Source organism: Micromonospora sp. CPCC 205539 (genome assembly GCF_036906815.1).
In the GTDB taxonomy this organism is placed as follows: domain Bacteria; phylum Actinomycetota; class Actinomycetes; order Mycobacteriales; family Micromonosporaceae; genus Micromonospora.
On the sequence record NZ_JBAKHW010000036.1, the window covers coordinates 1 to 23,582 of the forward strand.

Annotated in this window: 17 protein-coding genes and 1 pseudogene; 6 read left to right on the forward strand and 12 right to left on the reverse strand. The window is 72.2% G+C overall.

Translation table 11 applies throughout. From position 1 onward, the window contains the following. Positions 1–1,269: 1,269 nt before the first annotated feature. The 4 genes and pseudogenes from uvrC to rsgA form a co-directional block, all read right to left on the reverse strand. Positions 1,270–3,249, reverse strand: a pseudogene (uvrC, locus tag V6V47_RS25725) (excinuclease ABC subunit UvrC); the annotation flags it as partial. A gap of 148 nt (positions 3,250–3,397) precedes the next feature. Continuing rightward, positions 3,398–3,880: a Rieske (2Fe-2S) protein gene (locus V6V47_RS25730; protein WP_334630942.1), complete on the reverse strand. Its 483-nt coding sequence runs from the start codon at positions 3,878–3,880 to the stop codon at positions 3,398–3,400. 154 nt (positions 3,881–4,034) lie between these two features. Then, a complete protein-coding gene (gene uvrA / locus V6V47_RS25735; protein WP_334630943.1) occupies positions 4,035–6,980 on the reverse strand; it encodes an excinuclease ABC subunit UvrA in 2,946 nt (981 codons plus the stop codon). 167 nt (positions 6,981–7,147) lie between these two features. Further along, complete coding sequence (gene rsgA / locus V6V47_RS25740; RefSeq protein WP_334630944.1) at positions 7,148–8,218, reverse strand: ribosome small subunit-dependent GTPase A; 1,071 nt, start codon at positions 8,216–8,218, stop codon at positions 7,148–7,150. 178 nt (positions 8,219–8,396) lie between these two features. Here rsgA and V6V47_RS25745 point away from each other — a divergent pair, with 178 nt between their 5' ends. Further along, a complete protein-coding gene (locus V6V47_RS25745) occupies positions 8,397–9,113 on the forward strand; it encodes a maleylpyruvate isomerase family mycothiol-dependent enzyme (protein ID WP_334630945.1) in 717 nt (238 codons plus the stop codon). Between the two features lie 7 nt (positions 9,114–9,120). Beyond that, the gene (locus tag V6V47_RS25750; protein WP_334630946.1) at positions 9,121–9,774 is read left to right on the forward strand and encodes an MBL fold metallo-hydrolase; all 654 of its coding nucleotides are present in this window, start codon (positions 9,121–9,123) and stop codon (positions 9,772–9,774) included. Positions 9,775–9,830: 56 nt separating this feature from the next. On the opposite strand, the gene V6V47_RS25755 is transcribed toward V6V47_RS25750, so the two are convergent. Both V6V47_RS25755 and V6V47_RS25760 read right to left on the reverse strand, forming a co-directional pair. Then, on the reverse strand, positions 9,831–10,481 hold the full coding sequence (locus V6V47_RS25755) for a DedA family protein (protein WP_334630947.1): 651 nt from the start codon (positions 10,479–10,481) through the stop codon (positions 9,831–9,833). Positions 10,482–10,581: 100 nt separating this feature from the next. After that, positions 10,582–11,265, reverse strand: a complete 684-nt coding sequence (locus V6V47_RS25760) for a class I SAM-dependent methyltransferase (protein WP_442934307.1) — start codon at positions 11,263–11,265, stop codon at positions 10,582–10,584. Positions 11,266–11,448: 183 nt separating this feature from the next. On the opposite strand from V6V47_RS25760, the gene V6V47_RS25765 reads away from it, so the two are divergent. Next, positions 11,449–11,652, forward strand: a complete 204-nt coding sequence (locus V6V47_RS25765; protein ID WP_088961229.1) for a cold-shock protein — start codon at positions 11,449–11,451, stop codon at positions 11,650–11,652. 49 nt (positions 11,653–11,701) lie between these two features. Here V6V47_RS25765 and V6V47_RS25770 read toward each other — a convergent pair whose 3' ends face one another. The 5 genes from V6V47_RS25770 to V6V47_RS25790 all read right to left on the reverse strand — a co-directional run bounded on the left by V6V47_RS25770 (position 11,702) and on the right by V6V47_RS25790 (position 16,859). Then, on the reverse strand, positions 11,702–12,982 hold the full coding sequence (locus V6V47_RS25770) for an MFS transporter (protein ID WP_334630949.1): 1,281 nt from the start codon (positions 12,980–12,982) through the stop codon (positions 11,702–11,704). Then, positions 12,979–13,554, reverse strand: coding sequence for an ArsR/SmtB family transcription factor (locus tag V6V47_RS25775; RefSeq protein WP_334630950.1), 576 nt, complete (start codon positions 13,552–13,554; stop codon positions 12,979–12,981). The genes V6V47_RS25770 and V6V47_RS25775 overlap by 4 nt, the downstream gene beginning before the upstream one ends. A 77-nt stretch (positions 13,555–13,631) precedes the next feature. Then, a complete protein-coding gene (locus tag V6V47_RS25780) occupies positions 13,632–14,516 on the reverse strand; it encodes a hypothetical protein (protein WP_334630951.1) in 885 nt (294 codons plus the stop codon). 165 nt (positions 14,517–14,681) lie between these two features. Continuing rightward, positions 14,682–16,340 (reverse strand): CocE/NonD family hydrolase, encoded by a 1,659-nt coding sequence (locus V6V47_RS25785; protein ID WP_334630952.1) that lies wholly within the window; start codon positions 16,338–16,340, stop codon positions 14,682–14,684. Between the two features lie 3 nt (positions 16,341–16,343). After that, entirely contained in the window at positions 16,344–16,859 is a 516-nt protein-coding gene (locus V6V47_RS25790) for a MarR family winged helix-turn-helix transcriptional regulator (RefSeq protein WP_334630998.1), read from the reverse strand. Between the two features lie 115 nt (positions 16,860–16,974). Between V6V47_RS25790 and V6V47_RS25795 the strand changes: the two genes are divergently transcribed. Then, positions 16,975–19,101: an MMPL family transporter gene (locus V6V47_RS25795; protein WP_334630953.1), complete on the forward strand. Its 2,127-nt coding sequence runs from the start codon at positions 16,975–16,977 to the stop codon at positions 19,099–19,101. A 33-nt stretch (positions 19,102–19,134) separates the two neighbouring features. Here the strand turns inward: V6V47_RS25795 and V6V47_RS25800 are convergent, their stop codons facing one another. Beyond that, positions 19,135–20,553, reverse strand: coding sequence for a DedA family protein (locus V6V47_RS25800; RefSeq protein WP_334630954.1), 1,419 nt, complete (start codon positions 20,551–20,553; stop codon positions 19,135–19,137). 133 nt (positions 20,554–20,686) lie between these two features. Between V6V47_RS25800 and typA the strand changes: the two genes are divergently transcribed. Beyond that, positions 20,687–22,552 (forward strand): translational GTPase TypA, encoded by a 1,866-nt coding sequence (gene typA, locus V6V47_RS25805; RefSeq protein ID WP_334630955.1) that lies wholly within the window; start codon positions 20,687–20,689, stop codon positions 22,550–22,552. 124 nt (positions 22,553–22,676) lie between these two features. Beyond that, on the forward strand, positions 22,677–23,537 hold the full coding sequence (locus V6V47_RS25810; protein WP_334630956.1) for a serine hydrolase: 861 nt from the start codon (positions 22,677–22,679) through the stop codon (positions 23,535–23,537). The last annotated feature ends 45 nt before the right edge of the window (positions 23,538–23,582 follow it).

Consider the following 23,582-nt stretch of genomic DNA (forward strand, 5'->3'; position numbering starts at 1 on the left):
CCACCGGTGAACGCGAGACCAGCAGCGGTCAGAGCGGTGCGACGGATCAGATCGGTACGCATGATGGCGTGCTCCTCTGCCTCGGGGGATGTGCGCGGCGTGCTGCGACCGCGCGACGTGCGGGGGAAAGTTTCGGGGGGATCTGCCCGGCGGCCGGGGGCCTGCTCGGGTGTCCGGGGGTGTAACCGTGGCGGCTCGGCGGGTGTTCCCGACGGCCACCGTGCAACCGCGGGCCTGGCGGGTGTCTCGACGGCCACCGGATCTGGGGGTGTAACCGTGGCGGCTTGGCGGGTGTTCCCGGCGGCCGGTGGTTACGAGGGTGTAACCGTGGCGGCCTGCCATGTGTTCTCGGCGGCTGCCGCACCGGGCTCGGAGAGCCGCGGTGGTATGCCATGTTCAACGACCCGGCCCCGGCCACGATTCCACCCTCAGAGTGGCCCCGCCCACGGGACACCACGACACAGACCGGCCCACCGCGCGCATCCCACCCCAGACGGAACCGGACACTCACCCCAAAGGCAGACGGCCGCGCGCCGCCACCCGCCGACACCTCAACCCGCCCCCACGCCCACCGGGCCGCTTGGTGGACGCAACTTCAGGGAAACTGCTGCCTCCCCAGCAGGCGAGGCAGCAGTTTCCCCGAAGTTGCGCACCCGACAGGCCGCCGTGGGGCATATTGCTCGATTCCGGGGGCGCCTACGGGCATTGGCAGGCCGATGATCGTGCTCGATCCAGGATGTAGTGCCCTCCAGGCGCGACCGAGGCCACTACATCCTGGATCGAGGGCGATCAGCCAAGACCGACGCCGGATCGTGCGGCGGCTGGCATCGGACGAACCCCCACCGCAGCCCCAAGTCAGGGGTGTTCGGCAGCGGATGGTGCAGGCATGGGCCCGCCGGCTGACAAGATCCGGCCTCGCGCCGGCCCCTAGTGGGCCCGCGTGCTCTCGTCGGGACTCGCTGCCGGATCGGCCGCTGCAGCCGGATCGGCATCCGCGCCAAATGTGCCGCTCGCGTCGCCGTCGCCTCGCATGCCCATGTCATCCCGCGTGCCTTCGATGACACCGCTCGACGGATCGGCGCCCGCCGACGAGTCAGCACCCGTTAACGGGTCAGCACTCGCCGGCAGATCGGCACGAACAGACGGATCGGCGCCCGCCGACGAGTCAGCACCCGCCACCGGGCCAGCACCCGCCAACGAGTCAGCACTCGCCGGCAGATCGGCACGAACAGACGGATCGGCACGAACAGACGGATCGGCACGAACAGACGGATCGGCACGAACAGACGGATCGGAACTTACGGACGCGTCGAGGGCGGTCAGGATCGCCTCGGCGGTGCGCCGGCCAACCCCGGGGACCTCGGTGATCTCCTCGACGCTGGCGGCGGAGAGCCGCTTGAGCGAGCCGAAATGGCGTAGCAGCGCCTTGCGGCGGACCTCACCCAGGCCCGGCACGCGGTCGAGCGCCGACTCGGTCATCCGCTTGGAGCGGCGTTGCCGGTGGAAGGTGATGGCGAACCGGTGCGCCTCGTCGCGAACCCGTTGCAGCAGGTAGAGCCCCTCCGAGGTGCGCGGCAGGATCACCGGGAACTCGTCGTCGGGCAGCCACACCTCCTCCAGACGCTTGGCCAGCCCACACAGCGCCACATCCTCGATGCCCAGGTCGGCGAGGGCCTGGGCGGCCGCCGCCACCTGCGGCGCACCGCCGTCGACCACCACCAACTGCGGGGGGTACGCGAACTTGCGCGGCCGGCCAGTCGTCGGGTCGATCAGAATGCCGACCTGGGGATCAGTCGCGCCGCCCGGAGTGGTCGGGTCGTCGGCGGACTCCACGCCCACCTCGCCCGTCTCGGACCGCGCGTCCAGGTAGCGGGCGAAGCGGCGACGCAGCACCTCGGACATCGCGGAGAGATCGTCGGTGGCGCCTCGGACGATGAACCGCCGGTATTCGCTCTTGCGAGGCAGCCCGTCCTCGAAGACCACCATGCTGGCCACCACGTCGGTGCCCTGGATCTGCGAGATGTCGAAGCACTCGATGCGCAGCGGGGAGGTGCGCATGTCCAGCGCGTCGCTGATCTCGTCCAGGGCCTTGCCCCGAGTGGTGAGGTCACCCGACCGCTTGAGCTTGTGGCGGGTCAGCGCGTCCTTGGCGTTGCGCTCCACCGTCTCCATCAGGACCCGCTTGTCGCCGCGCTGCGGCACCCGCAGCGACACCCGGGAGCCCCGGTGGGTGGAGAGCCAGTCGGCGAGCGCGTCGGCGTCCGCGGGCAGCTCGGGCACCAGCAACTCCCGGGGGACGTCGGCCTCGCCGTGCTCGCCGCCGTACACCTGGGTGCAGAAGTGGTGCACCAGGTCGCCGGTGCTGAGGTCCTCGGTCTTCTCCACCACCCAGCCGCGTTGGCCACGGACCCGGCCGTCACGGACGTGGAAGACCTGCACGGCGGCTTCGAGCGGGTCGTCGGCGAACGCGACTACGTCGGCGTCGGTGCCGTCGCCCAGCACGACGGTCTGCTTCTCCATCGCGCGGCGGAGCGCGGCCACGTCGTCGCGCAGCCGGGCGGCCCGCTCGAACTCCAGCTGCTCGCTCGCGTCGGTCATCTCGCGTTCGATCTTGCGGACCATGGTGTCGGTGCGCCCGGCCATGAAGTCACAGAAGCCGTCGACGATGGCCCGGTGCTCGTCGGCGCTGACGGTGCCGACGCAGGGCGCCGAGCACTTACCGATGTAGCCGAGCAGGCAGGGACGGCCGACCTGGCCGGCCCGCTTGAACACCCCGGCGGAGCAGGTGCGCGCGGGGAACACCCGCAGCAGCAGGTCGAGGGTCTCCCGGATCGCCCAGGCGTGCGAGTACGGGCCGAAGTAGCGCACCCCCTTGCGCTTCGCGCCGCGCATCACCTGTAGCCGCGGATATTCCTCGTCGAGGGTGACGGCCAGGTAGGGGTAGGACTTGTCGTCGCGGTAACGGACGTTGAACCGGGGGTCGTACTGCTTGATCCAGGTGAACTCCTGCTGAAGCGCCTCGACCTCGGTGCCGACCGTGATCCAGTCCACCGACTCGGCGGTGGTGACCATCTGCCGGGTGCGCTCGTGCAGATTCCACATGTCGCCGAAGTAGGAGTTGAGCCGGCTGCGCAGGTTCTTCGCCTTGCCGACGTAGATCACCCGGCCGGTGCCGTCGCGGAAGCGGTAGACCCCCGGTGACTCCGGGATGGTGCCGGGTGCGGGTCGGTAGGTCGAGGGGTCAGCCACGCCAACAAGCCTAGTCCGCGCCCCCGACAGCCCACTCCAGGCGCTTGATCGACTCGGTCTTGCGGATGTCGGGGTGTCGACGGGCGCGGAACACCCCGACATCCGGGAACTCGAGCCGATCAAAACCCCGTCGGCCGACGGGCGTGGGTCAGGCCAACGAGATCTGGTCGCCGGTGACCTTGATGTCCTTGGCCGGCAGCGGCTTGGTGGCCGGACCGGCCTTCACCGAGCCGTCCTCGATCGAGAACTTGCTGCCGTGGCAGGTGCAGTTGATGGTGCCGCCATCGACCTTCGACACCGGGCAGTTCTGGTGGGTACAGATCGGGCTGAAGCCCTTGAACTGCCCCGGGCTGGGCTGGGTGATGACCACTCCCTGCGCGGCGAAGATCGCGCCGCCGCCAACCGGGATGTCGGCGGTGGTGGCCAGGGACTGGGCGCCCTGCCGGTCGCCGCCGCCCGCGTCGCCGGTGCTGGGCACCGCCGGGCCGCCGCTGGTGGGGGCGGCACCGTCGCCGGAGTCGTCACTGCCACAGGCAGCGAGCACGACGGCCGCGCCGACCGCCCCGACGCCGGTGAGCAGGGTCCGACGGGTCTGCGTACCCGGACCGGTCAGCGCCTGATCGTCACTCATGCCTCGCCTCTCTCTCGGCCGCTGCGCCGGTCAGCGACCGGCCACACTTCTCCACACGGGCAACTGTGCCGGATGGTTCACCGGGGCATAACTCCGACCCGAGAAATAGGACGGGCGGGCCGAATCGGCCCGCCCGTCCCCCTGTCCTCGCTGGTCAGCTTGCGGCGGCTGGCGCCTTGCGGCTGGCCCGCGCCTTGGTGGTCCCGTTGGCCCGGGCTGCCCGGGTGGTGGCGGCCGCCGCGCCCTTGGCCGCACCGTCGAGCTTGAGCACCTGGCGCAGGAACTGGCCGGTGTGGCTCTCCGACACCTCGGCGACCTCCTCGGGGGTGCCGGTGGCGAGCACGGTGCCGCCCCGGTGGCCGCCCTCCGGGCCCATGTCGATCAGCCAGTCGGCCGTCTTGATCACATCGAGGTTGTGCTCGATGGTGATCACCGTGTTGCCCTTGTCGACCAGCCCTTCCAGCACCATCAGCAGCTTGCGGATGTCCTCGAAGTGCAGGCCGGTGGTCGGCTCGTCGAGCACGTAGACCGTCCGGCCGGTGGAACGCTTCTGCAGCTCGGAGGCGAGCTTGACCCGCTGCGCCTCACCACCGGAGAGCGTCGGCGCGGGCTGACCGAGCCGGACGTAGCCGAGACCGACGTCGACCAGGGTCTTGAGGTGCCGGTGGATGGCCGGGATGGCGGAGAAGAACTCGGCGGCCTCCTCGATCGGCATCTCCAGCACGTCCGAGACGGTCTTGCCCTTGTAGTGCACCTCCAGGGTCTCCCGGTTGTACCGGGCGCCCTTGCAGACCTCGCAGGGGACGTACACGTCGGGCAGGAAGTTCATCTCGATCTTGATCGTGCCGTCACCCGAGCACGCCTCGCAGCGCCCACCCTTGACGTTGAACGAGAACCGGCCCGGGCCGTAGCCGCGCACCTTGGCCTCGGTGGTCTCGGCGAAGAGCTTGCGGACGTGGTCCCAGACACCGGTGTAGGTGGCCGGGTTGGAGCGCGGCGTACGGCCGATCGGCGACTGGTCCACGCCGACGACCTTGTCCACGTGTTCCAGGCCGCCGACCCGGGTGTGCCGACCGGGCACCAGCCGGGCCCCGTTGATCTGGTTGGCCAGCACCGCGTACAGGATGTCGTTGACCAGCGTCGACTTGCCCGAACCGCTGACCCCGGTGACGGCGATCAGCTGACCCAACGGGAAGGGCACGGTCAGGTTGCGCAGGTTGTGCTCGCGCGCCCCGTGCACCACCAACTCCCGCTCCGCGTCCTGCGGGCGGCGCTTCGCCGGCGTCGGGATCGACCGCCGACCGGACAGGTACGCCCCGGTGAGCGACTCCTTGTTCTTCAGCAGTGCCGGCACCGAACCGCTGTGCACGATCTTGCCGCCGTGCTCGCCGGCGCCGGGCCCGATGTCGACGATCCAGTCGGCGGTGCGGATGGTGTCCTCGTCGTGCTCCACCACGATCAGCGTGTTGCCCAGCCCGCGCAGCCTGATCAGGGTCTCGATCAGCCGGTGGTTGTCGCGCTGGTGCAGCCCGATCGACGGCTCGTCGAGCACGTAGAGAACGCCCACCAGGCCGGAGCCGATCTGGGTGGCCAGCCGGATGCGCTGGGCCTCACCGCCGGAGAGGGTGCCGGCCGGGCGGTCCAGGGAGAGGTAGTCCAGGCCGACGTCGAGCAGGAACCGCAGCCGGGCGTTGATCTCCTTGAGGACCCGCTCGGCGATCATCTTCTGCCGGTCGGTCAGCTCGATGCCGGCGAGCAGGTCGGCGCACTCCCCCACGGACAGGTTGCAGACCTCGGCGATGCTCTTGCCGGCCAGGGTGACCGCGAGCACCTCGGGCTTGAGCCGGGCGCCACCGCACGCCGCGCACGGCACGTCGCGCATGTAGCCCTCGTACTTGTCGCGGGACCACTCGGACTCGGTGTCGGAGTGCCGGCGCTCGATCCACTGCACCACGCCCTCGAAGCCGGTGTAGTAGGAGCGCTCACGACCGTACTTGTTGCGGTAGCGCACGTGCACCTGGTCGTCGGAGCCGTGCAGGATCGTCTTCTGCGCCCGCGCCGGCAGCGCCCGCCAGGGGGTGTCGACGTCGAAGTGCTGGGCCTCGCCGAGCGCCTCCAGCAGGCGCAGGAAGTATTCCAGGTTGTGCCCGGTGGCCCAGGGCAGGATCGCGCCCTCGCGCAGGGACCGCTCCGGGTCGGGCACCAGCAGCTCCGGGTCGACCTCCTTCTTGGTGCCCAGGCCGGTGCACTCCGGGCAGGCGCCGTACGGCGCGTTGAAGGAGAAGACCCGGGGCTCGAGGTCCTCGATGGCGAGCGGGTGGTCGTTGGGGCAGGCCAGGTGCTCGGAGTAGCGGCGCTCCCGGTCCGGGTCGTCCTCCGGCAGGTCGACGAAGTCGAGCAGCACCAGGCCGCTGGACAGGCCCAGGGCGGCCTCGACCGAGTCGGTCAACCGCTGCTTGGCGCTCGGCTTGACGGTGAGCCGGTCGATCACCACCTCGATGGTGTGCTTCTCCTGCTTCTTGAGCTTTGGCGGCTCGGTCAGCGGGTGCACCACGCCGTCGACCCGGGCCCGGGCGTAGCCCTTGGCCTGCAGCTCGGCGAAGAGGTCGACGTACTCGCCCTTGCGGCCTCGGATGACCGGGGCGAGCACCATGAACTTGGTGCCCTCGGCCATGGCGAGGACCCGGTCGACGATCTGCTGCGGGCTCTGCCGGGAGATCCGCTCGCCGCAGACCGGGCAGTGCGGCTCACCGATGCGGGCGTAGAGCAGTCGCAGGTAGTCGTAGACCTCGGTGATGGTGCCGACGGTCGAGCGCGGGTTGCGCGAGGTCGACTTCTGGTCGATCGAGACGGCCGGGCTCAGCCCTTCGATGAAGTCGACGTCGGGCTTGTCCATCTGGCCGAGGAACTGCCGGGCGTACGACGAGAGTGACTCGACGTACCGACGCTGCCCTTCAGCGAAGATCGTGTCGAAGGCCAGGCTCGACTTGCCCGACCCGGACAGCCCGGTGAACACGATGAGCGCGTCCCGGGGCAGGTCGAGACTGACGTCACGCAGGTTGTGCTCGCGCGCGCCACGGATAATCAGTCGGTCGGCCACGGTGCGTGTACTCCCGGGTGAAGACGAAGCGGAGGATCTGACCCGCTCTGGGTGATTTCGAGCGGTCGTGCGGGCGCGGAAAATGCGCCTCGGCAACTCTAGCCCCGAGGTACGACACTTTCCCTCGCCCGCACATTCCCCCAGCTCAGCGCGGGTCGGCCGGCGCGTCAGTAGCCCCCGGGCGCCGGCGGCCGGGCCGCCCGACGTCGCGCCGAACGCCACCCGCCCCGCCGCTCGGCGGCCAGCCGCGTCTCCCGCCGCCGGCTCTCCTGCGTCACCTCCCGCTGGAGCCGCTGCCAGCTCTCCCACCGGCGGGTGGGCAGTTCCCCGGTCCGCAGCGCCTCGCGGACCGCGCAGGCCGGCTCGGCGTCGTGCCCGCAGTCGGCGTACCGGCAGCCCTCGGCCAACCCGGCGATGTCGGCGAACGCCCGGTCGAGCCCGGTCGCGCCGTCGAGCAGGCCGACCGCCCGTACGCCGGGAGTGTCGATCACCGCGCCGCCGCCCGGGATCGGCACCAGGGCCCGCCAGGTGGTGGTGTGCCGGCCCTTGCCGTCGACCCGCCGGATCGCCTGCGTGGGCATGACCACCATCCCAGCCAGCGCGTTGACCAGGCTCGACTTGCCGGCGCCGGAGGGCCCGAGCAGGCCGAGGGTGCGGCCCGGCGCCACCTCCGCGCGCAGTGGATCGAGGCCGACGCCACGCTCGGCGCTGACCGGCAGCACCGGCACCCCCGGGGCCACGACGGCAAGTTGGCGGGCCAGTGCCGCCGGGTCGGCCGCCAGGTCGGCCTTGGTCAGCACGACCAGTGGTCGGGCCCCGGACTCGTGGGCCAGGGACAGCAGCCGCTCGATCCGGTCGACGTCCGGCTCCGGGTGGACCGGCTCCACCACGGCGGCGGTGTCGAGGTTGGCGGCCAGCACCTGGCCGCTGGCGTCCTTGCCGGCGGTACGGCGGATCAGCGCGGTCCGTCGGGGCAGCACCGCCTCGACGGTGGTGCGGCGGTCCGGCCACTGCGCGAGCAGCACCCAGTCGCCCGCGCAGGGCAGCATGGACGGGTCCTGGGCCGCGGCGGCCAGCACCGCGCCGCCCAGGCTGGCCCGAACCGGGCCGTCGGCGGTGAGCACGGTGCAGACCCCCCGGTCCACCCGGGCCACCCGGCCCGCTCGGTGGTCGCCGCGCCGCCGGGCGTAAGCCGCCCGGTCGGCGTCCCAGCCGAGGGCGGTCAGATCGATCGTCATGGCATCCTCATCGCTGTCGACGTTGGTGATGGCGGAACACGCGTGCCACGGCCGGCATGATCACCACCTCCGTCCGACGTCTCGGTGCCGCGTATGACGCCGACGGTAGGGCGCGCGTCGGTGCGCCGAAAGCGATTTCCGCGGCGACGGCGTGCCGGCGTACCGCTAGGGTCTGTGCGTGACCACGGATCCCCTGCTGCTGACGGGCGAGGTGGACGACGCGACCAGCCGGCTGCTGCGTACCGCCGGGTCCTTCGAGACCACGGACCTCGCCGCCGCGTCGCTGCTGCCGGGCTGGACGCGCGGTCACGTACTGGCCCACCTGGCGCGCAACGCCGACGGCTTCGTCAACCTGCTGACCGCGGCTCGCACCGGCGAGCCGGTCCCGATGTACGCCTCGCTGGCAGCTCGGACGTCGGATATCGAGGCCGGCGCGGGCCGGACGCCCGCCGAGCACCTGGACGACCTGCGGCGCACCGCGGACCGGTTCGCCGAGTCGGTCGCGGCCATGCCGGTCGAGGCGTGGGCGGCGACGGTGCAGACCCGCCGAGGCCCCTGGCCGGCCGCCCTGCTGGTCTGGGGTCGGCTGCGCGAGATCGAGGTGCACCACCTCGACCTGGGCGCCGGCTACCGGCCCGCCGACTGGTCTGAGGCGTTCACCCACCGGCTGCTGCACGAGGTGGCCACCCATCACGCCAACCGGCCGGCACCGCCGTCGATGGTGCTGCGCGTCGACGGCAGCCAGCACGAGCTGGTGATCGGGGAACGCGAGGGCGCCCCGACCGTCGCCGGTCCCGCCCCCGACCTCGCCGCCTGGCTGATCGGCCGTGACGGCGGCGACGCGCTCGCCGTCACCCCCGACGGTTCCCTACCGACTCCACCGGAATGGATATAGACACGTCATGACATACAGCGGAGACGTCACCCACAACGGAGCGCCGGCGGTACGCGAGCTGGCCGGGCTCACCATCAGCAAGCTGTCGGTAGGGCCGATGGACAACAACGCCTACCTGCTGCGCTGCACCGCGAGCGGTGAGCAGGTGCTGATCGACGCCGCCAACGAGGCACCCCGACTGCTGGAGCTGATCGGTGACGGCGGGCTGACCGCCGTGATCACCACCCACCAGCACATGGACCACTGGGTGGCGCTGGAGGAAGTGGTGGCCAAGACCGGCGCCCGGGCACTGGTGCACGCCGACGACGCGGCGGGGCTGCCGATCGAGGCGGACCGGCTCGCCGACGGCGACACCGTGCCGGTCGGCGACTGCGCGCTGGAGGTCATCCAGATCAAGGGGCACACCCCGGGGTCGATCGCGCTGCTCTACCGCGACCCGAACGGCACCCCGCACCTCTGGACTGGCGACAGTCTCTTTCCGGGTGGCGTTGGTAACACCGACCAGGACCCGGAGCGCTTCGCCGCGCTGATCGACGACGTCGAGCACAAGCTGTTCGACCGCCTGCCGGACGAGACCTGGTTCTACCCGGGCCACGGCAACGACAGCACCCTGGGCGCCGAGCGCCCAGCCCTCCCCCAGTGGAAAGCCCGCGGCTGGTAACCGAGAACCCACCAAGGGTCACCCCGCGCGGGGGCCTGCCGTGCGCGGCGGAGGGATCACGCCTGACCGCCCGGAGCCGGGGACGGCAGGCCCCCGCCCTCCACCGCGACCATCGCAAACCGCCGCCGCATCCCCACCACGACCACGCCCGCCAGCACCAACCCCACAGCCATGGTCACCAGCAGCGGGCTGGCCTCCCCCGGCAGCAGCCCGGCCAGCGAGCGGGACGCCGTGCCCAGCACGAGGTAGAGACCCGCCCAGGACGCCCCGCCGAGTGCGGCGCAGCCGAGGAAGCGCCGGTACGACATCCGCAGCCCTCCGGCGGCCAGTGGCAGCAGCGCGTTGAACACCGGCAGGAACGGCGCGACCACGACCATCCGGCCGCCACCGCGGCGCAGGATCCCCTCGGCGGCCGTCCAGCGCGCCTCGCCGATCCAGGCGCCGATCCGACTGCGCCGTAGCTGGTCGGAGTAGCGGAGCCCGACGAGGAAGCTCAGCGACCAGCCGGCGAGGCAGCCGATCAGCACCGCGGCGAAGGTGGCCAGCCCGGTGGCCGGGCGCCCCACCCCGACCGCGGCCAGGATCGCCACGTCGCCGGGGATGAGGACGCCCAGCAGCGGTACGGCGTCGAAGAGCATGACCAGCCCGAGTGCACCCATCAACAGCAGGATCGGCAGCTCGTCAACCTGGGCCAGCCATTGCGTCATGCCTCGTAGGCTAGGGCCGCCGCACCAGTGTGGACATCGGGCCGCACCCCCCAGGGTCCCCTGGTATCCGCCTCGGGGTCCTCCCTGAGCGACCCGGGGCTCAGGTGGGTCGGAGCACCTGCACCCGGCGCAGCGACGAGTCCACCGACGGTTCGGTGGTGGGCACCGGGTAGTCGGCCAGGACCGCCAACCGACCCGCCGGCAGGTGCCCGCGGCCAGGGTCACCGACCAGCACCTCGGCACCGCCGGCGGTGGCCCGTTGCAGGAACGGCAGCACCCGGTCGGCCATCGCGCGGTCGTAGAAGACATCGCCGGCGAGCACCAGGTCCGCCTCCGCGCCGGCGCTGTCGAGCAGGTCGTCTCCGGTGACGGTGACGGCGACCCGGTTGGCGCGCGCGTTGATTGTGACGGCCGCCACAGCGTACGGGTCGATGTCGTTGGCGACCACGTGCGCGGCACCGGCCAGCGCGGCGGCGATGGCCACCAGGCCCGACCCGGAGGCGAGGTCGAGCACCCGCCGACCGGCGGCCAACTCCGGGTGGTCCAGCAGGTGGCGGGCGAGCCCCTGTCCGCCGGCCCAGGCCGAGGCCCAGTACGGCGCGGGGAGGGCGTGTCCCGCCTCGGCCTCCATGCGCGCCCACCAGACGATCGCGTCCTCGGCGAGGTACAACCGCACCTCCGGAACGAACGGGGTGGGGACCAGCCGAAGGCGGTCCAGGCCGGCGCCGGGCGCGTCTATCTCGCGCTCCAGCTCGGACAGCGCGGTGGCTGCGGCACCCTTCATCGGCGCAAGCATGCCCCAGAGGAGGGTGGCGGGGGCGACTTTCGCGTGCCGCCACGTAGAGTTCACCCAAGTGCCTGCGGCACTTCGGCCAGCGGATCGGGGTTTTGCCCGTTACTGTCGAACAGGTACGGGCGATCATCGGCCACAGGCCGCGGGTCAGCCGCTTTGAACAGGGAGAGATGCATGGCAACCGGCACGGTTAAGTGGTTCAACTCGGAAAAGGGCTTCGGCTTCATCGAGCAGGACGGTGGAGGGCCGGACGTGTTCGTCCACTACTCCGCCATCGCGTCGAGCGGCTACCGGGAGCTCAACGAGGGCCAGAAGGTCGAGTTCGAGGTGACCCAGGGGCAGAAGGGTCCGCAGGCGGACAACGTCCGCCCGCTGTAATCCCGTGCCGGTGGCGGCGGCTGATTGACGGCCGCCGCCGCAGTGCACTTCACGACGCCGCCGGGGCGGCGGGCAGGTCCCGCCGCCGCCGGAGCGGCCCCATCAACAGAATTGCCGGGGTGAGCGCCAACCAGGCGGTCATCACCCCGATCGCGGTCCCGGCGCTGTAGCGCGCGCCGAGGGCTCCTGCCAGCACGGCCGCCAGCGGGATGGTGCCGAAGTTGAGCAGGTGCATGCTCACCGTCACCCGGCCAAGCAGGTGGTGCGGTGTGTACGTCTGTCGGAAGCTGCTCTTGACCACGTTGCCGATGGCGACGCCGAAGCCGATCAGCAGCCCGCCGAGGGCGGGCCAGATCAGTCCGAGGCCGGGCGTGGCCAGCGGGATGAGCAGCGCCGGCGGGCCGGCGAGCACACCACCGAGCAGCAGGGCCCGCGCGGTGCCGTAGCGCCTGCCCAGCCTGGTGGCCAGCAGCGCGCCGACGATCCCGCCGACGCTCATCACCGCCACCAGGGCGCCCACCAGGCCCGGCGAGAGCCGCAGTTCGCGGACCAGATAGACCACCAGGACGGCCTGGTAGCCGGTGAGCCCGATGTTGCAGGCCGCGCCGAAGACCGCCAGCACCCGCAGGTACGGGTCCCGGATGACGAAGCGCAGCCCCTCGGCGATGTCCCGACGCAACGACCGGGATTCGGTGGTCCGCTGCACGGGCGGCTCGACGGTGCGGATCCGCAGCAGGCAGACCGCGGACAGCAGGAAGGTGAGCGCGTCCAGCAGCAGCGCGGCGACCGCCCCGGTGAGCTGGGCGATCAGGCCCGCGAGGCCGGGCCCGACGACGTAGCTCACGGTCTGGGTGGCGTGCAGCTTCGCGTTGCCCTCGGGCACCTGGTCGGGTCGCAGCAGCACCGGCAGGTACACCTGGTCGGCGGTCTCGAAGAAGACCCGCGCGGTGCCGGCGCCCAGCGCCACCAGCAGCAGGTGCCAGACGGTGAGCCGATCGAGCGCGGCGGCCAGCGGCACGCTGAGGAACGCCAGCGCGCAGAGCAGGTCGCAGATCACCATCACCGGTCGGCGGGGCAGTCGGTCCACCCACGCGCCGGCCGGGAGGCCGATCAGCAACCAGGGCAGCCAGGCCGCCGCGGTGAGCACCGCCACCTGGAAGGTGCCGGCGTCGAGCACGGCCACCGCGACCAGCGGCAGCGCGACCGTGGTGACGTTGCTGCCGATGCTGCTGATCGCCTGGCCGGTCCAGAGCAGCCGGAAGTCCCGATGGCGCAGCAGCCCGCCGGACGGTCGGGCCGGGCGGGGCTCGGTGCGGGCGGCCGTGGTCACGGGCGGGCCGGGACGCCGTGGGCGAACACGAACACGGGTTGGCGTGCGCGGCCGTCGTCGGGCACCTGTCGGTCGGCCCAGCGGGCCAGCAGGTCGATGACCTCCTGGCCGAGCTCGGTCAGCTCGTCGGGCGTGAGGTGCAGCCACTTGTTGGTGGAGAACGGGCTGTCATTCCAGGCGGCCTGCGTCGCCTCGTCGACGGCGTGCCAGGCCCGGGCCAGCGCGACGTGCCGGTCCAGGTTGAGCGACGTGGCGGCGTCGGCGACCGCCCGGGCGGCCGGGTCGGCGTCGAAGTCGCTGTTGGACCAGCGCACACCTTGGTCGACCAGCCGCCACCACCGCTCGCGCCGGTCCCGGGCCAGCTCCGGCGCCTCGGTGACCAGGTCCCCGGCGGCGAGCACCTTGAGGTGGTGACTGACGTTCGCGGGCGCCTGTTCGGTGCGCTCGGCGAGCATGCCGACGGTCGAGGGCCCGTACACCTTGAGCACGTCCATCAGCCGGCGACGCAGGGGGTGGGCCATCGCGGCGAGCACTCGTGAGTCGGTGACCTGGCGTACCTCGCGGGGTTCCATGCCCTCGAGCATGCATTAGCAACAGCAGTTGCGCAATACTTATTGCGCAACTGCTGTTGTGGGATGGGACGCGTGGCTTAGACAACCAGGCGCCGGGCCAGTTCGTCAGCGACCTGCCGGGCCAGGGTCGGCGGGATCGCCGCGGCGATGTCCTCCGGCGAGAGCCCCGCGAGCACGCCCTGGATGATGGCCGGCTCGTCGGTGAGGTCCTTGGCGGAGAGAGTGGTCAGCCCGACCTGCAGGGTGGCCAGTTGGGCGGCGAGCGACTTCAGGGTCGGGTGCGCCGCGACGTAGTTGGTGACGGTGGCGTCCGTGCCCGTCGTCATGCGGGTGTAGGTCTGGCCGATCGGGTTGCGCCCGTCCAGGACGGTCAGGCTCTGGTGGACGGTGGCCAGCCAGGTGTGCTCTTCGGGGGTCATGTCGTTGTCCTTCAGTAGTCCGATGGTGCTGAGGTAGCGGCGGAAGAGCGGGGTCTGGTCTCGTCCCGCCTTAACGGCGTCGCGGAAGAAGCTGAAGTGCGTGTGCCAGCGGTGCGTGCTGTCGCCGGTGCTGCGCTTGCCGAGCCGGTCCCACCGCTTCACGGTGCTGCCGTCAGGGCTGTAGATGATCTCGCGGATGTCGCGGGCGTCCGCCGCGTTCGCGGCGCACTGCGCGACGCACCAGATGGAGAAGCTCGGCAGGGTGTTCGTCCGACCGCCGGAGCGGACATCGAAGCTGCCGACGTCGAGCGCGGCCGCGTCGAGGGTCAGACCGGCCTTGTCCCGGGGCGACTCGTCCACCGAGTAGTCGCCACTGTCGACCCGGTCCGAGCCGCAGTGGTAGCCACCACGGTGGGCGGGGTCACCGACGATGCCGACCTCCGCCGGCTCCAGATCCTGAGCGCGGACGGTGTTCGGGTCGACGTTGAGATGGGTGAGGAGCAGGCTGCGGACAGCTGACAAATTCGAAGGGGCGCGGGTCATCGGCCCCCCTCTCAGATGTGTGGGGACCAGACGCGACGTCACACCGCGTACGCGGGGGACGGGGCCTCAGGTGGGCTCGGCCTAACTGATTCAGATGGCCGGGCGTTGACCCAACCATAGCCCGCTGTAACATGAATGCCCAGGTCAGAGCGATCTGATTTCAAATTAGCCAGATTGGACGACGGGCAGCACCACTGTGGACGCGTGCTCCGGGTCGTGCAGGACGGCCCGCCAACCTGCACGCAGTGTGACTGCATCACCGAGCGGTTCACCGGTGCCGGGGTTGCGCGCCCAACGGGGGTGCGCGCCGCCGGAGACCTGTACGCGCAACCGGTGTCCGGCGGCGAAGCGGTACGCCGTCGGCCAGAGCGGCACCGGCACCCGCACCACCCCGGCCGGGTCCACGGGGAACCGGTCGGGGTCGACCCGGACCAGCCCGTCGCACACGTTCCACGAGCGACCGCGACCGTCCACGTCGCACAGTCGGACGAAGACGTCCAGGTACGGCAGGTCGCTGCGGACGTGGATCTCGGCACGCACCGGGCCCATCACCTCGACGGGCCGGGTCAGCGGGGCACTGGTGTAGCTCAGCACGTCCGAGCGGGCCTCGATCGGCCGGTTGTCGACCGGGCCGGCCCGCTTCGCCACCAGCAGCGGGCCACCCAGCGACGGGGTGGGGTCGGACGGGTCGTACCGGATCTCGTCCGGCGCGGAGGGCACCGGGGGTCGCGCCGCCAGCTCGCCACCCGGATGCAGGTGCCAGTGCGTGTCGACCGCCGGTGGCGGCCAGTCCGGCAGGTCGCGCCAGCCACCACCGACACCGCCCACGTGCACCCGTACGGGCGCTGACCCGGCACGTCCGGGCCGCGCCTGCGCCGGTCCGGTCAGGTGCTCGTCCAGCCAGGCCAGCCCTTCCGTGAGGGCGGCGACGAACAGCCCGGGGCTGCCGTGCGTCCACGGGCCGATCACCAGGCGCTGCCGGGCGCCGGCGGCGCGCAGGGTGGCGTGGTCGTCGAGCTGCGCGGGCAGGAAGATGTCGTGCCAGCCGGTGACCATGACCACCGGTGCCCGCATCCGGGCCACCCGGTCGGCGAAGACCCGGGTCCGCCAGTAGTCGGCGGCCGGCGCGTGGTGGCACAGCCACTCCTGGAAGAACGGGATGGTCACGCCGGTGGCCACCCGGTCCGCCCCGGCCAGCGGCAGGTGGTCCAGCCCGGCGGCGAGCCGGGGCTGCCCGCGCTTGAGCTCCCGCTGCCGGGCAAGCCAGGGCACGGTCTGCGCGTGCAGCAGCTCCGCCCAGGTCAGCACGGCGTCCAGGGCGAAGGACTCCCCGGCGTACGTCGAGTCGCGGGTGGCCGAGGCGGTCACCACCGCGACCATCGCGCGTAGCTCCTCGCCGGCGTCGGCGGCCAGCGCCCACTGCGCGAAGCCCTGGTAGCTGATGCCGAACATGCCCAGCGCGCCCGCCCACCACGGCTGGCGGCGCAGCCAGTCCAGCGTGTCCACCCCGTCGTCGCGCTCGTGCACCAGCGGGGCGAACGTCCCGCCGGAGCCGCCGGTGCCCCGGCAGGACTGGATCACCGCGTGCTGGCCCCGCGCGGCGAGCAGCCGGCCGAGCAGCCGCAGCGGTCCACCCCGCCCGTACGGGGTGCGGATCAGCACGGTGGGCGCGCCGGGGACGGCCGGGGCGTAGTGGTCGGTGCGCAGCACCACGCCGTCGCGGACCCGGAGCGGGATGTCGCGGGTGACCCGCACCGGGCCGAGGCGGACCGCGGGCAGCCGCAGCGCGGCGCCGGCGAGGCGGGCGGCGAGCCGGTGCGGCACCGGTCAGCCCGTCGGGCGGCGGGGCGGCTCGGGCCGGGCGGCGCGCACCGCGTCGCGGTGGGTCCGCACCGAGGCGCTCATCTCGGCCAGGAAGCGGTGCACCACCTCCAGCTCGTCCTCGCCGAAGCGGGCCAGCACCGAGTCGGTCCGGGCGCCCAGCGGCTGAAAGAACTCCATGGCCAGCGCGGCGCCCTGGTCGGCGTAGTGCAGCAGCACCTTGCGCCGATCGACGGTGTCGCGGTCCCGGCGGATGTGGCCGGCCCGCTCGAGGCGGTCGATCAGGGCGGTGACCGAGCCGGAGGAGAGGGTGAGCTGCTCGCCGAGGCGACCGGGGGTGATCGGGTCACCGAGCAGTTCGGCGTCCATCACCGCGATCAGCGCGTGCAGATCGGTGGGGTTGAGGCCGTGCAGGTTGGCGAAGGCGTGACCGACCTGCTGGGCGTCCACCGCGTACCGCCGCAGGTTGGTGGCGATGTCCGCGACCAGCTGCTCGCGCCGTGTCTCGCGCCGCCGGTACATGCCGTGAGTCGCCACGTCGTACTGCTTCCCCCGTCGTCGGTCTCCCGGGTTGCAGCATAGAACAGGCACCGATAATCTCGGCAATCAAGATACTTGGCGTTCAAGGGAGCCTGCGATGTCCGCGTTCACCAGAGTCGCCCGCGGCCGCCTGGCCGCCTGGCTCACCGTGGCTGCCGCGATCGTCGTCGGCGCGGCCGTCTTCGGGCTCCCCCGGGCGGACAATCCCGCGCCGATCTCCGCCACCGGCCTGTCCGTGCAGTGGCAGTCGACCCAGGTGGAGCGTTTGCAGGACCAGCTCCCGTCGAGTGAGGTCCAGCCGGCCATCGTGGTGGTCAGTCGCGCGGACGGCGGCGCGCTGAGCGAGGCCGACCGGGCCGCCGTCGCCGCCCGCTCGGACAGCCTGGGCCGCTTCGCGCAGGGCGGACAGGTCAGCCCCGCGCAGGTCTCCCCCGACGGCACGGTGGCGCTGGTCGCCGTCCCGCTGCGCACCGACGGCGGCCAGGACGAGGTCACCGCGACCGTCACCGAGCTGCGCGCCACGCTGGCGGAGCTGCCCGACGGGCTCACCGTCGAGGTGACCGGTGCCCCCGCCTTCACCGCCGACCTCTCCTCGGTCTTCGAGGGCGCCGACGTCACCCTGCTCGTGGTGACCGCCGCCGTGGTCGCGCTGCTGCTGCTCATCACCTACCGCAGCCCGTTCCTGTGGATCGTGCCGCTGGTCGTGGTCGCGGCCACCGAGCAGCTCACGCTGCGCGCGGTGGACACGATCGTGCCGGCCGTCGGCATCCACCTCCAGCAGGGCCAGGTCACCGGCATCGCCAGCGTCCTGGTCTTCGGCGCCGCCACCGACTACGCCCTGCTACTCATCGCCCGCTACCGGGAGGAGTTGCGCCGCGAGGAGGACCGCTTCGCCGCGATGCGCGCCGCGCTACGCCGCACCGCCGAACCCATCCTCGCCAGCGGCGGCACCGTGGTGCTCGGCGTCCTCACCCTGCTGCTCAGCGAGCAGGAGACCAACCGGGCACTGGCGGTGGCCTGCGCCACCGGTGTGGTCTTCGCCATGCTCTCGGCCCTGTTCGTGCTCCCTGCCGTCCTGATCCTCTTCGGTCGCGGCCTGTTCTGGCCGTTCGTCCCCCGGGTCGGCGGCCCGGTTCGCGAGGGCCGGCTCTGGGGCCGGCTCGGCGCGGCCGTGGAACGCCGCCCGGTGGTGGTCGCGACGCTGGCCACCCTGCTGCTCGGTGGACTGGCTCTGGGTGGGCTCGGTATCCGCACCGGCCTGTCCGAGACCGAGCAGTTCCGGGCCGCGCCCGAGGCGGTGACCGGGGCACAGACACTGGCCCGGGCCTTCCCCGCCGGCAGCACCCAGCCGGTGGCCGTGCTCACCGCCCCGGCGGCGGTGCGGGCGGTCACCGACGCCGCCGCCGCGGTGCCGGGCGTCGCCTCGGCACGGCCCGGCGACGCCGGCCAGGGTGTCGCCCAGGTCGACGTGGTCCTGGACGCCGAACCCGGCACCGCCGCCTCCGACCGCACGATCGAGGCGCTGCGCGACGCGGTGGCCGCGGTCCCCGGCTCGGCACCGCCGCCGGTCGCGGGCGCCGACGCGCCGTCCGGGGCGATCGTCGGTGGGTCCGTGGCAGCCACCTACGACTCCGACGACGCCAACGACCGCGACCTGCGACTGATCCTGCCGATCATCCTGCTGCTGGTCGGCGCCGTGCTCGTGCTGCTGCTGCGCGGCCTGCTCGCACCGGTGCTGCTGGTGCTCACCGTGATCGCGTCGTTCTTCGCCAGCCTCGGCGCGGCATGGCTGCTCTTCGACCACGTGCTGGGCTTCCCGGCGCTGGACAGCGGCGTGCTGCTGCTCGCGTTCGTGTTCCTCGTGGCTCTCGGGGTGGACTACAACATCTTCCTGGTCACCAGGGCCCGAGAGGACGCCCGCAGCGCGGGCACCCGCGCCGGCATGCTCTCCGCGCTGCGGGTCACCGGCGGGGTGATCACCAGCGCCGGGGTGCTGCTCGCCGCGGTCTTCGCCGTGCTCGGGGTGCTGCCGCTGATCACGCTGACCCAGATCGGCATCATCGTCTGCATCGGCGTACTGCTGGACACCCTGCTGGTCCGTACCGTCCTGGTGCCGGCGTTGGCGTTCCTGCTCGGCGACCGCTTCTGGTGGCCGGGTCGGATCGACGCCCACCCGGACGCGGACACCGCGGCGGCACCGGAGCCGGCCGCCAGCCGCGGCTGAACGGCGACGGGGGCGCCGGCCACCCGGCCGCACCTAGCAAGGTTCGATGGGGCGGCGGGGCCCCTGCGGCGGCGGCCGAACGGGCTCCACGGGCGGCTCCCGATCTCCCATCGCCCGGTCCCGGGTGGCCCAGGCGACCACGAACACCACCGTCCAGAGCACCCCGAGCAGCACCGCCGCCGCCGTCCCGCTCGTCGTGTCCAGCCCGAGGTACAGCCGCGCGCCGCCCACTCCGAGCACCCCTGCGGCGGCGGCCGTCCACGCGGCCACGGCGACCGGCCAGCGCGCCCCCCGGGACAGCAGCCAGGCCAGGGTGCAGAAGCTGGCGGCGACCACCGCATTCTGGGTGGGGAACGGGACCGCGTCGCCGCCGTCCGGCCCGGACCCCGGCGATCCGGTCAGTTCGGTCACCACGGCCAGCAGCAGCAGCGGCACGAACGCCCCCACCGTGCCGACCACGCTGAGCAGATCCGTCCGCCAGGGACGGTTGCGCCAGGCCAGCACCGCCGCCACCAACGCCACCAGCACGATCAGCACCCACCCGCGCACCATCGACACCACCGCCAACGTGGCCTCGGCCGCACCGGGGGTACGCCGGTCAGCGAACCAGTCACCGATCGCCCCGTCCAGGGCGGCCAATCCGCTGTTGCGCACCACCAGGGCGAGCAGCCCGGCGATGGCGAGCCCGGCGACGAAGAGCAGCAACAGCCCGGCGGCCAGGTTGAGCAGCAACGTCCAGGCCGGCCCGATCCGGATGGCCACCAGGAAGAACAGCACCCCGTAGCGGGCGCTGAGCCAGCGCACCGGGGGCAACGCCCCCGCGCGGGAGAGCAGCGCCCGCACCGGATCGGGGTTGCGGCCCAACCACCGACCGGCGAGCACCACCGCCAGCAGACCCGCGAGCAGCACCAGCGCCGCCCCGGTGGCCCGGCCCAGCAGCCGGGAGACCGTGTCGTACGACTCACCGGCGAGGTTACCGACCAGCACCGAGGCGCTCACCCAGGTCGCCACGCCGGCCAGGTTCCACGGAGCGAACCGCCGGTACGGCATGCCCGTGGCACCGGCCAGCCGGGGCACCAGGGTGCGGGCGAAGGCCACCCAGCGGGCGGCGAACACGCCCCGCCCACCCAGCTTGGCCAGCATGGCGTCCGCTCGGCTCCACCGCTGCGGCCCCACCCGGTGGCCCAGCCCGGCGCGCAGCCGGGGGCCGTACCGCCGGCCGGCACGGAACGCCAGCGCGTCACCCACGACCGCCGAGACGATCATCGCGACCAACGCCGGCCCGAGCCGCAAGGTACCGTTGTAGGTGAGGAAGCCGACCAGCAGCAGGGTAGCCTCACCCGGCACGAGCAGGCCGAAGATCACCGCGGTCTCGCCCGCCACGATCAGCGCGGCGACCAGGTAGATCCACAGGGTGGGCAGACCCTGCACCATGGTCAGCAGGTCGTGCACTCAGGCCCCCGGGACACGGGAGCCAGCATGCCAGCCGGGGGAACGACCCGGACAGCAGTTTCACCAGAGATCAGGGGCACCTGGGGGTGACCCCGACGCAGCCTGCGCGAGCGCAGGCGGAAGGATAGAGGGTATGCAGCTTCGCACCGACCTCCGCAACGTCGCCATCATCGCCCACGTCGACCACGGTAAGACCACCCTGGTCGACGCCATGTTGCGGCAGGCCGGGGCGTACGGCGCCCGGGGCGAGAACACCGAGCGGGTGATGGACTCCGGTGACCTGGAACGCGAAAAGGGCATCACGATCCTCGCCAAGAACACCGGCGTGCGCTACCTGCCCGCCGACGGCTCCGACCCGGTCACCATCAACATCATCGACACCCCCGGCCACGCCGACTTCGGTGGCGAGGTCGAGCGCGGCCTGACCATGGTCGACGGGGTTGTGCTGCTCGTCGACGCCAGCGAGGGCCCGCTCCCGCAGACCCGGTTCGTGCTGCGCAAGGCGCTGCGCGCCCGGATGCCGATCATCCTGGTGATCAACAAGGTGGACCGTCCCGACGCCCGGATCAAGGAGGTCGTGGACGACACCTACGAGCTCTTCCTCGACCTGGACGCCGACGAGGAGCAGATCGACTTCCCGATCGTCTACGCCTGCGCCCGCGACGGCATCGCCTCGCTGACCCAGCCCGCCGACGGCTCGGTGCCGGACGACAGCACCTCCCTGGAGCCGCTGTTCCGCACCCTTCTGGACACCATCCCGGCACCCGCCTACGAGGACGACGCGCCGCTGCAGGCACACGTCACCAACCTCGACGCCTCCCCGTTCCTCGGCCGCCTCGCGCTGTGCCGGGTCCGGCAGGGCACCATCAGCAAGGGCCAGACGGTCGCCTGGTGCCGCACCGACGGCAGCACCCAGCGGGTCCGCATCTCCGAGATGCTGATGACCGAGGGCCTGGAGCGCAAGCCCGCCGAGACGGCCGGCCCGGGCGACATCATCGCTGTCGCCGGCATCCCCGAGATCATGATCGGTGAGACGCTGGCCGACGCCGACAACCCGGTCGCGCTGCCGCTGATCACCGTCGACGAACCAGCCATCTCGATGACCATCGGCACCAACACCTCGCCGCTGGTCGGCCGGGTCAAGGGCGCCAAGGTCACCGCGCGGATGGTCAAGGACCGGCTCGACAAGGAGCTGGTCGGCAACGTGTCGCTGCGGGTGCTGCCCACCGAGCGGCCGGACGCCTGGGAGGTGCAGGGCCGCGGTGAGCTGGCACTGGCCATCCTGGTCGAGCAGATGCGCCGCGAAAGCTACGAGCTGACCGTCGGCAAGCCGCAGGTGGTCACCCGCGTGATCGACGGCAAGACCTGCGAGCCCGTCGAGCGGCTGACCATCGACTCCCCGGAGGAGTACCTGGGCGCGATCACCCAGCTCCTCGCGACCCGCAAGGGCCGGATGGAGCAGCTGGTCAACCACGGCACCGGCTGGATCCGGATGGAGTGGCTGGTCCCGGCGCGCGGCCTGATCGGCTTCCGCACCGAGTTCCTCACCGACACCCGGGGCACCGGCATCCTGCACCACGTCTTCGAGTCCTACGAGCCGTGGTTCGGCGAGCTGCGTACCCGCAACAACGGCTCCCTGGTCGCCGACCGGGCCGGCGCGGTCACCGCCTTCGCGATGATCAACCTGCAGGAGCGCGGCCAGCTCTTCGTCGAGCCGACCACCGAGGTGTACGAGGGCATGATCGTCGGCGAGAACTCCCGCTCCGACGACATGGACGTCAACATCACCAAGGAGAAGAAGCTCACCAACATGCGGGCGTCGACCTCCGACGAGACCGAGAAGCTGGTCCCGCCGCGCAAGCTCTCCCTGGAGCAGGCGCTCGAGTTCTGCCGCGAGGACGAGTGCGTCGAGGTCACCCCGGCCACGGTGCGGATCCGCAAGGTCGTGCTCGACCAGCAGCTGCGCGGCCGGGCCGCCGCCCGCCGCAAGCACGCCTGACCCCACCAGCACCCCGACGACGGGCGCGTCGGCCGCTTGCGGCCGGCGCGCCCGCCCGCTTTCCCCGACCGGGGTACGCGGACCCGCCCCGCCGGCCCGCCGAAGATCCGCTACGGTCACCGTCATGACCTGGGATGATCTCGACGCCCACCTGGACCGGGCACCCGGCACCGTCTCGGCGTACGTCGGTCGACTCGACACGCCACCCACCTGGACCCGGCACGCCGACGCCACCCACTACGCGGCCAGCACCATGAAGACGGCCGTGCTCGCCGCGCTGTACCGCCGCGCCGAGGCCGGCACCCTGGACCTGGACGCCGAGATCCCGGTGGTCAACGAGTTCGACTCGGCACAGCCCGGCGCACCCCGATTCACCAACGAGCGGGCCTACGACAACGACGACGCGGTCTGGGACCGGGTGGGCGCCACCGCCACGCTGCGGTGGCTCGCCGAGCGGATGATCGTGCGCTCCAGCAACCTGGCCACCAACCTCGTCATCGCCCACGTCGGCCTGCCCGCGGTGGCCGACGTGTGGGCGCGCACCGGCGCCCGGCACAGCATCACCGGCCGGGGCATCGAGGACTTCGCCGCCCGCGAGGCCGGCATCACCAACGTGGTCACCGCCGCCGACCTGGCGGCCCTGCTCGGCGCGCTGGCCAGCGGCGCGTCCACCCCCGGCCCACTCGCGTCACCGGCCGGCTGCGCGGCCATGCTGGACGTCCTCGTCGCACAGGAGCACCGCGAGGACCTCGCCGCCGGCCTGCCCCACGGCACCCGGATCGCCCACAAGGGCGGCTGGATCCACGGCGTCCGGCACGGCACCGGCGTCGTGTTCCCCGACGACGCCCCGCCGTACCTGATCGTCGTCTGCACCACCACCGACCTGGCCGACGGCGGCAGCAACGACGACGTGATCGACGACGACGCCTGCCGGCTCATCGCACACGTCTCGGCACAGGTCTGGGCGGCCCGCCACCGGCTCTGAGCGGACGCCCACCAACCCCGCTAGGCTGCGCACACCCCCACCCCG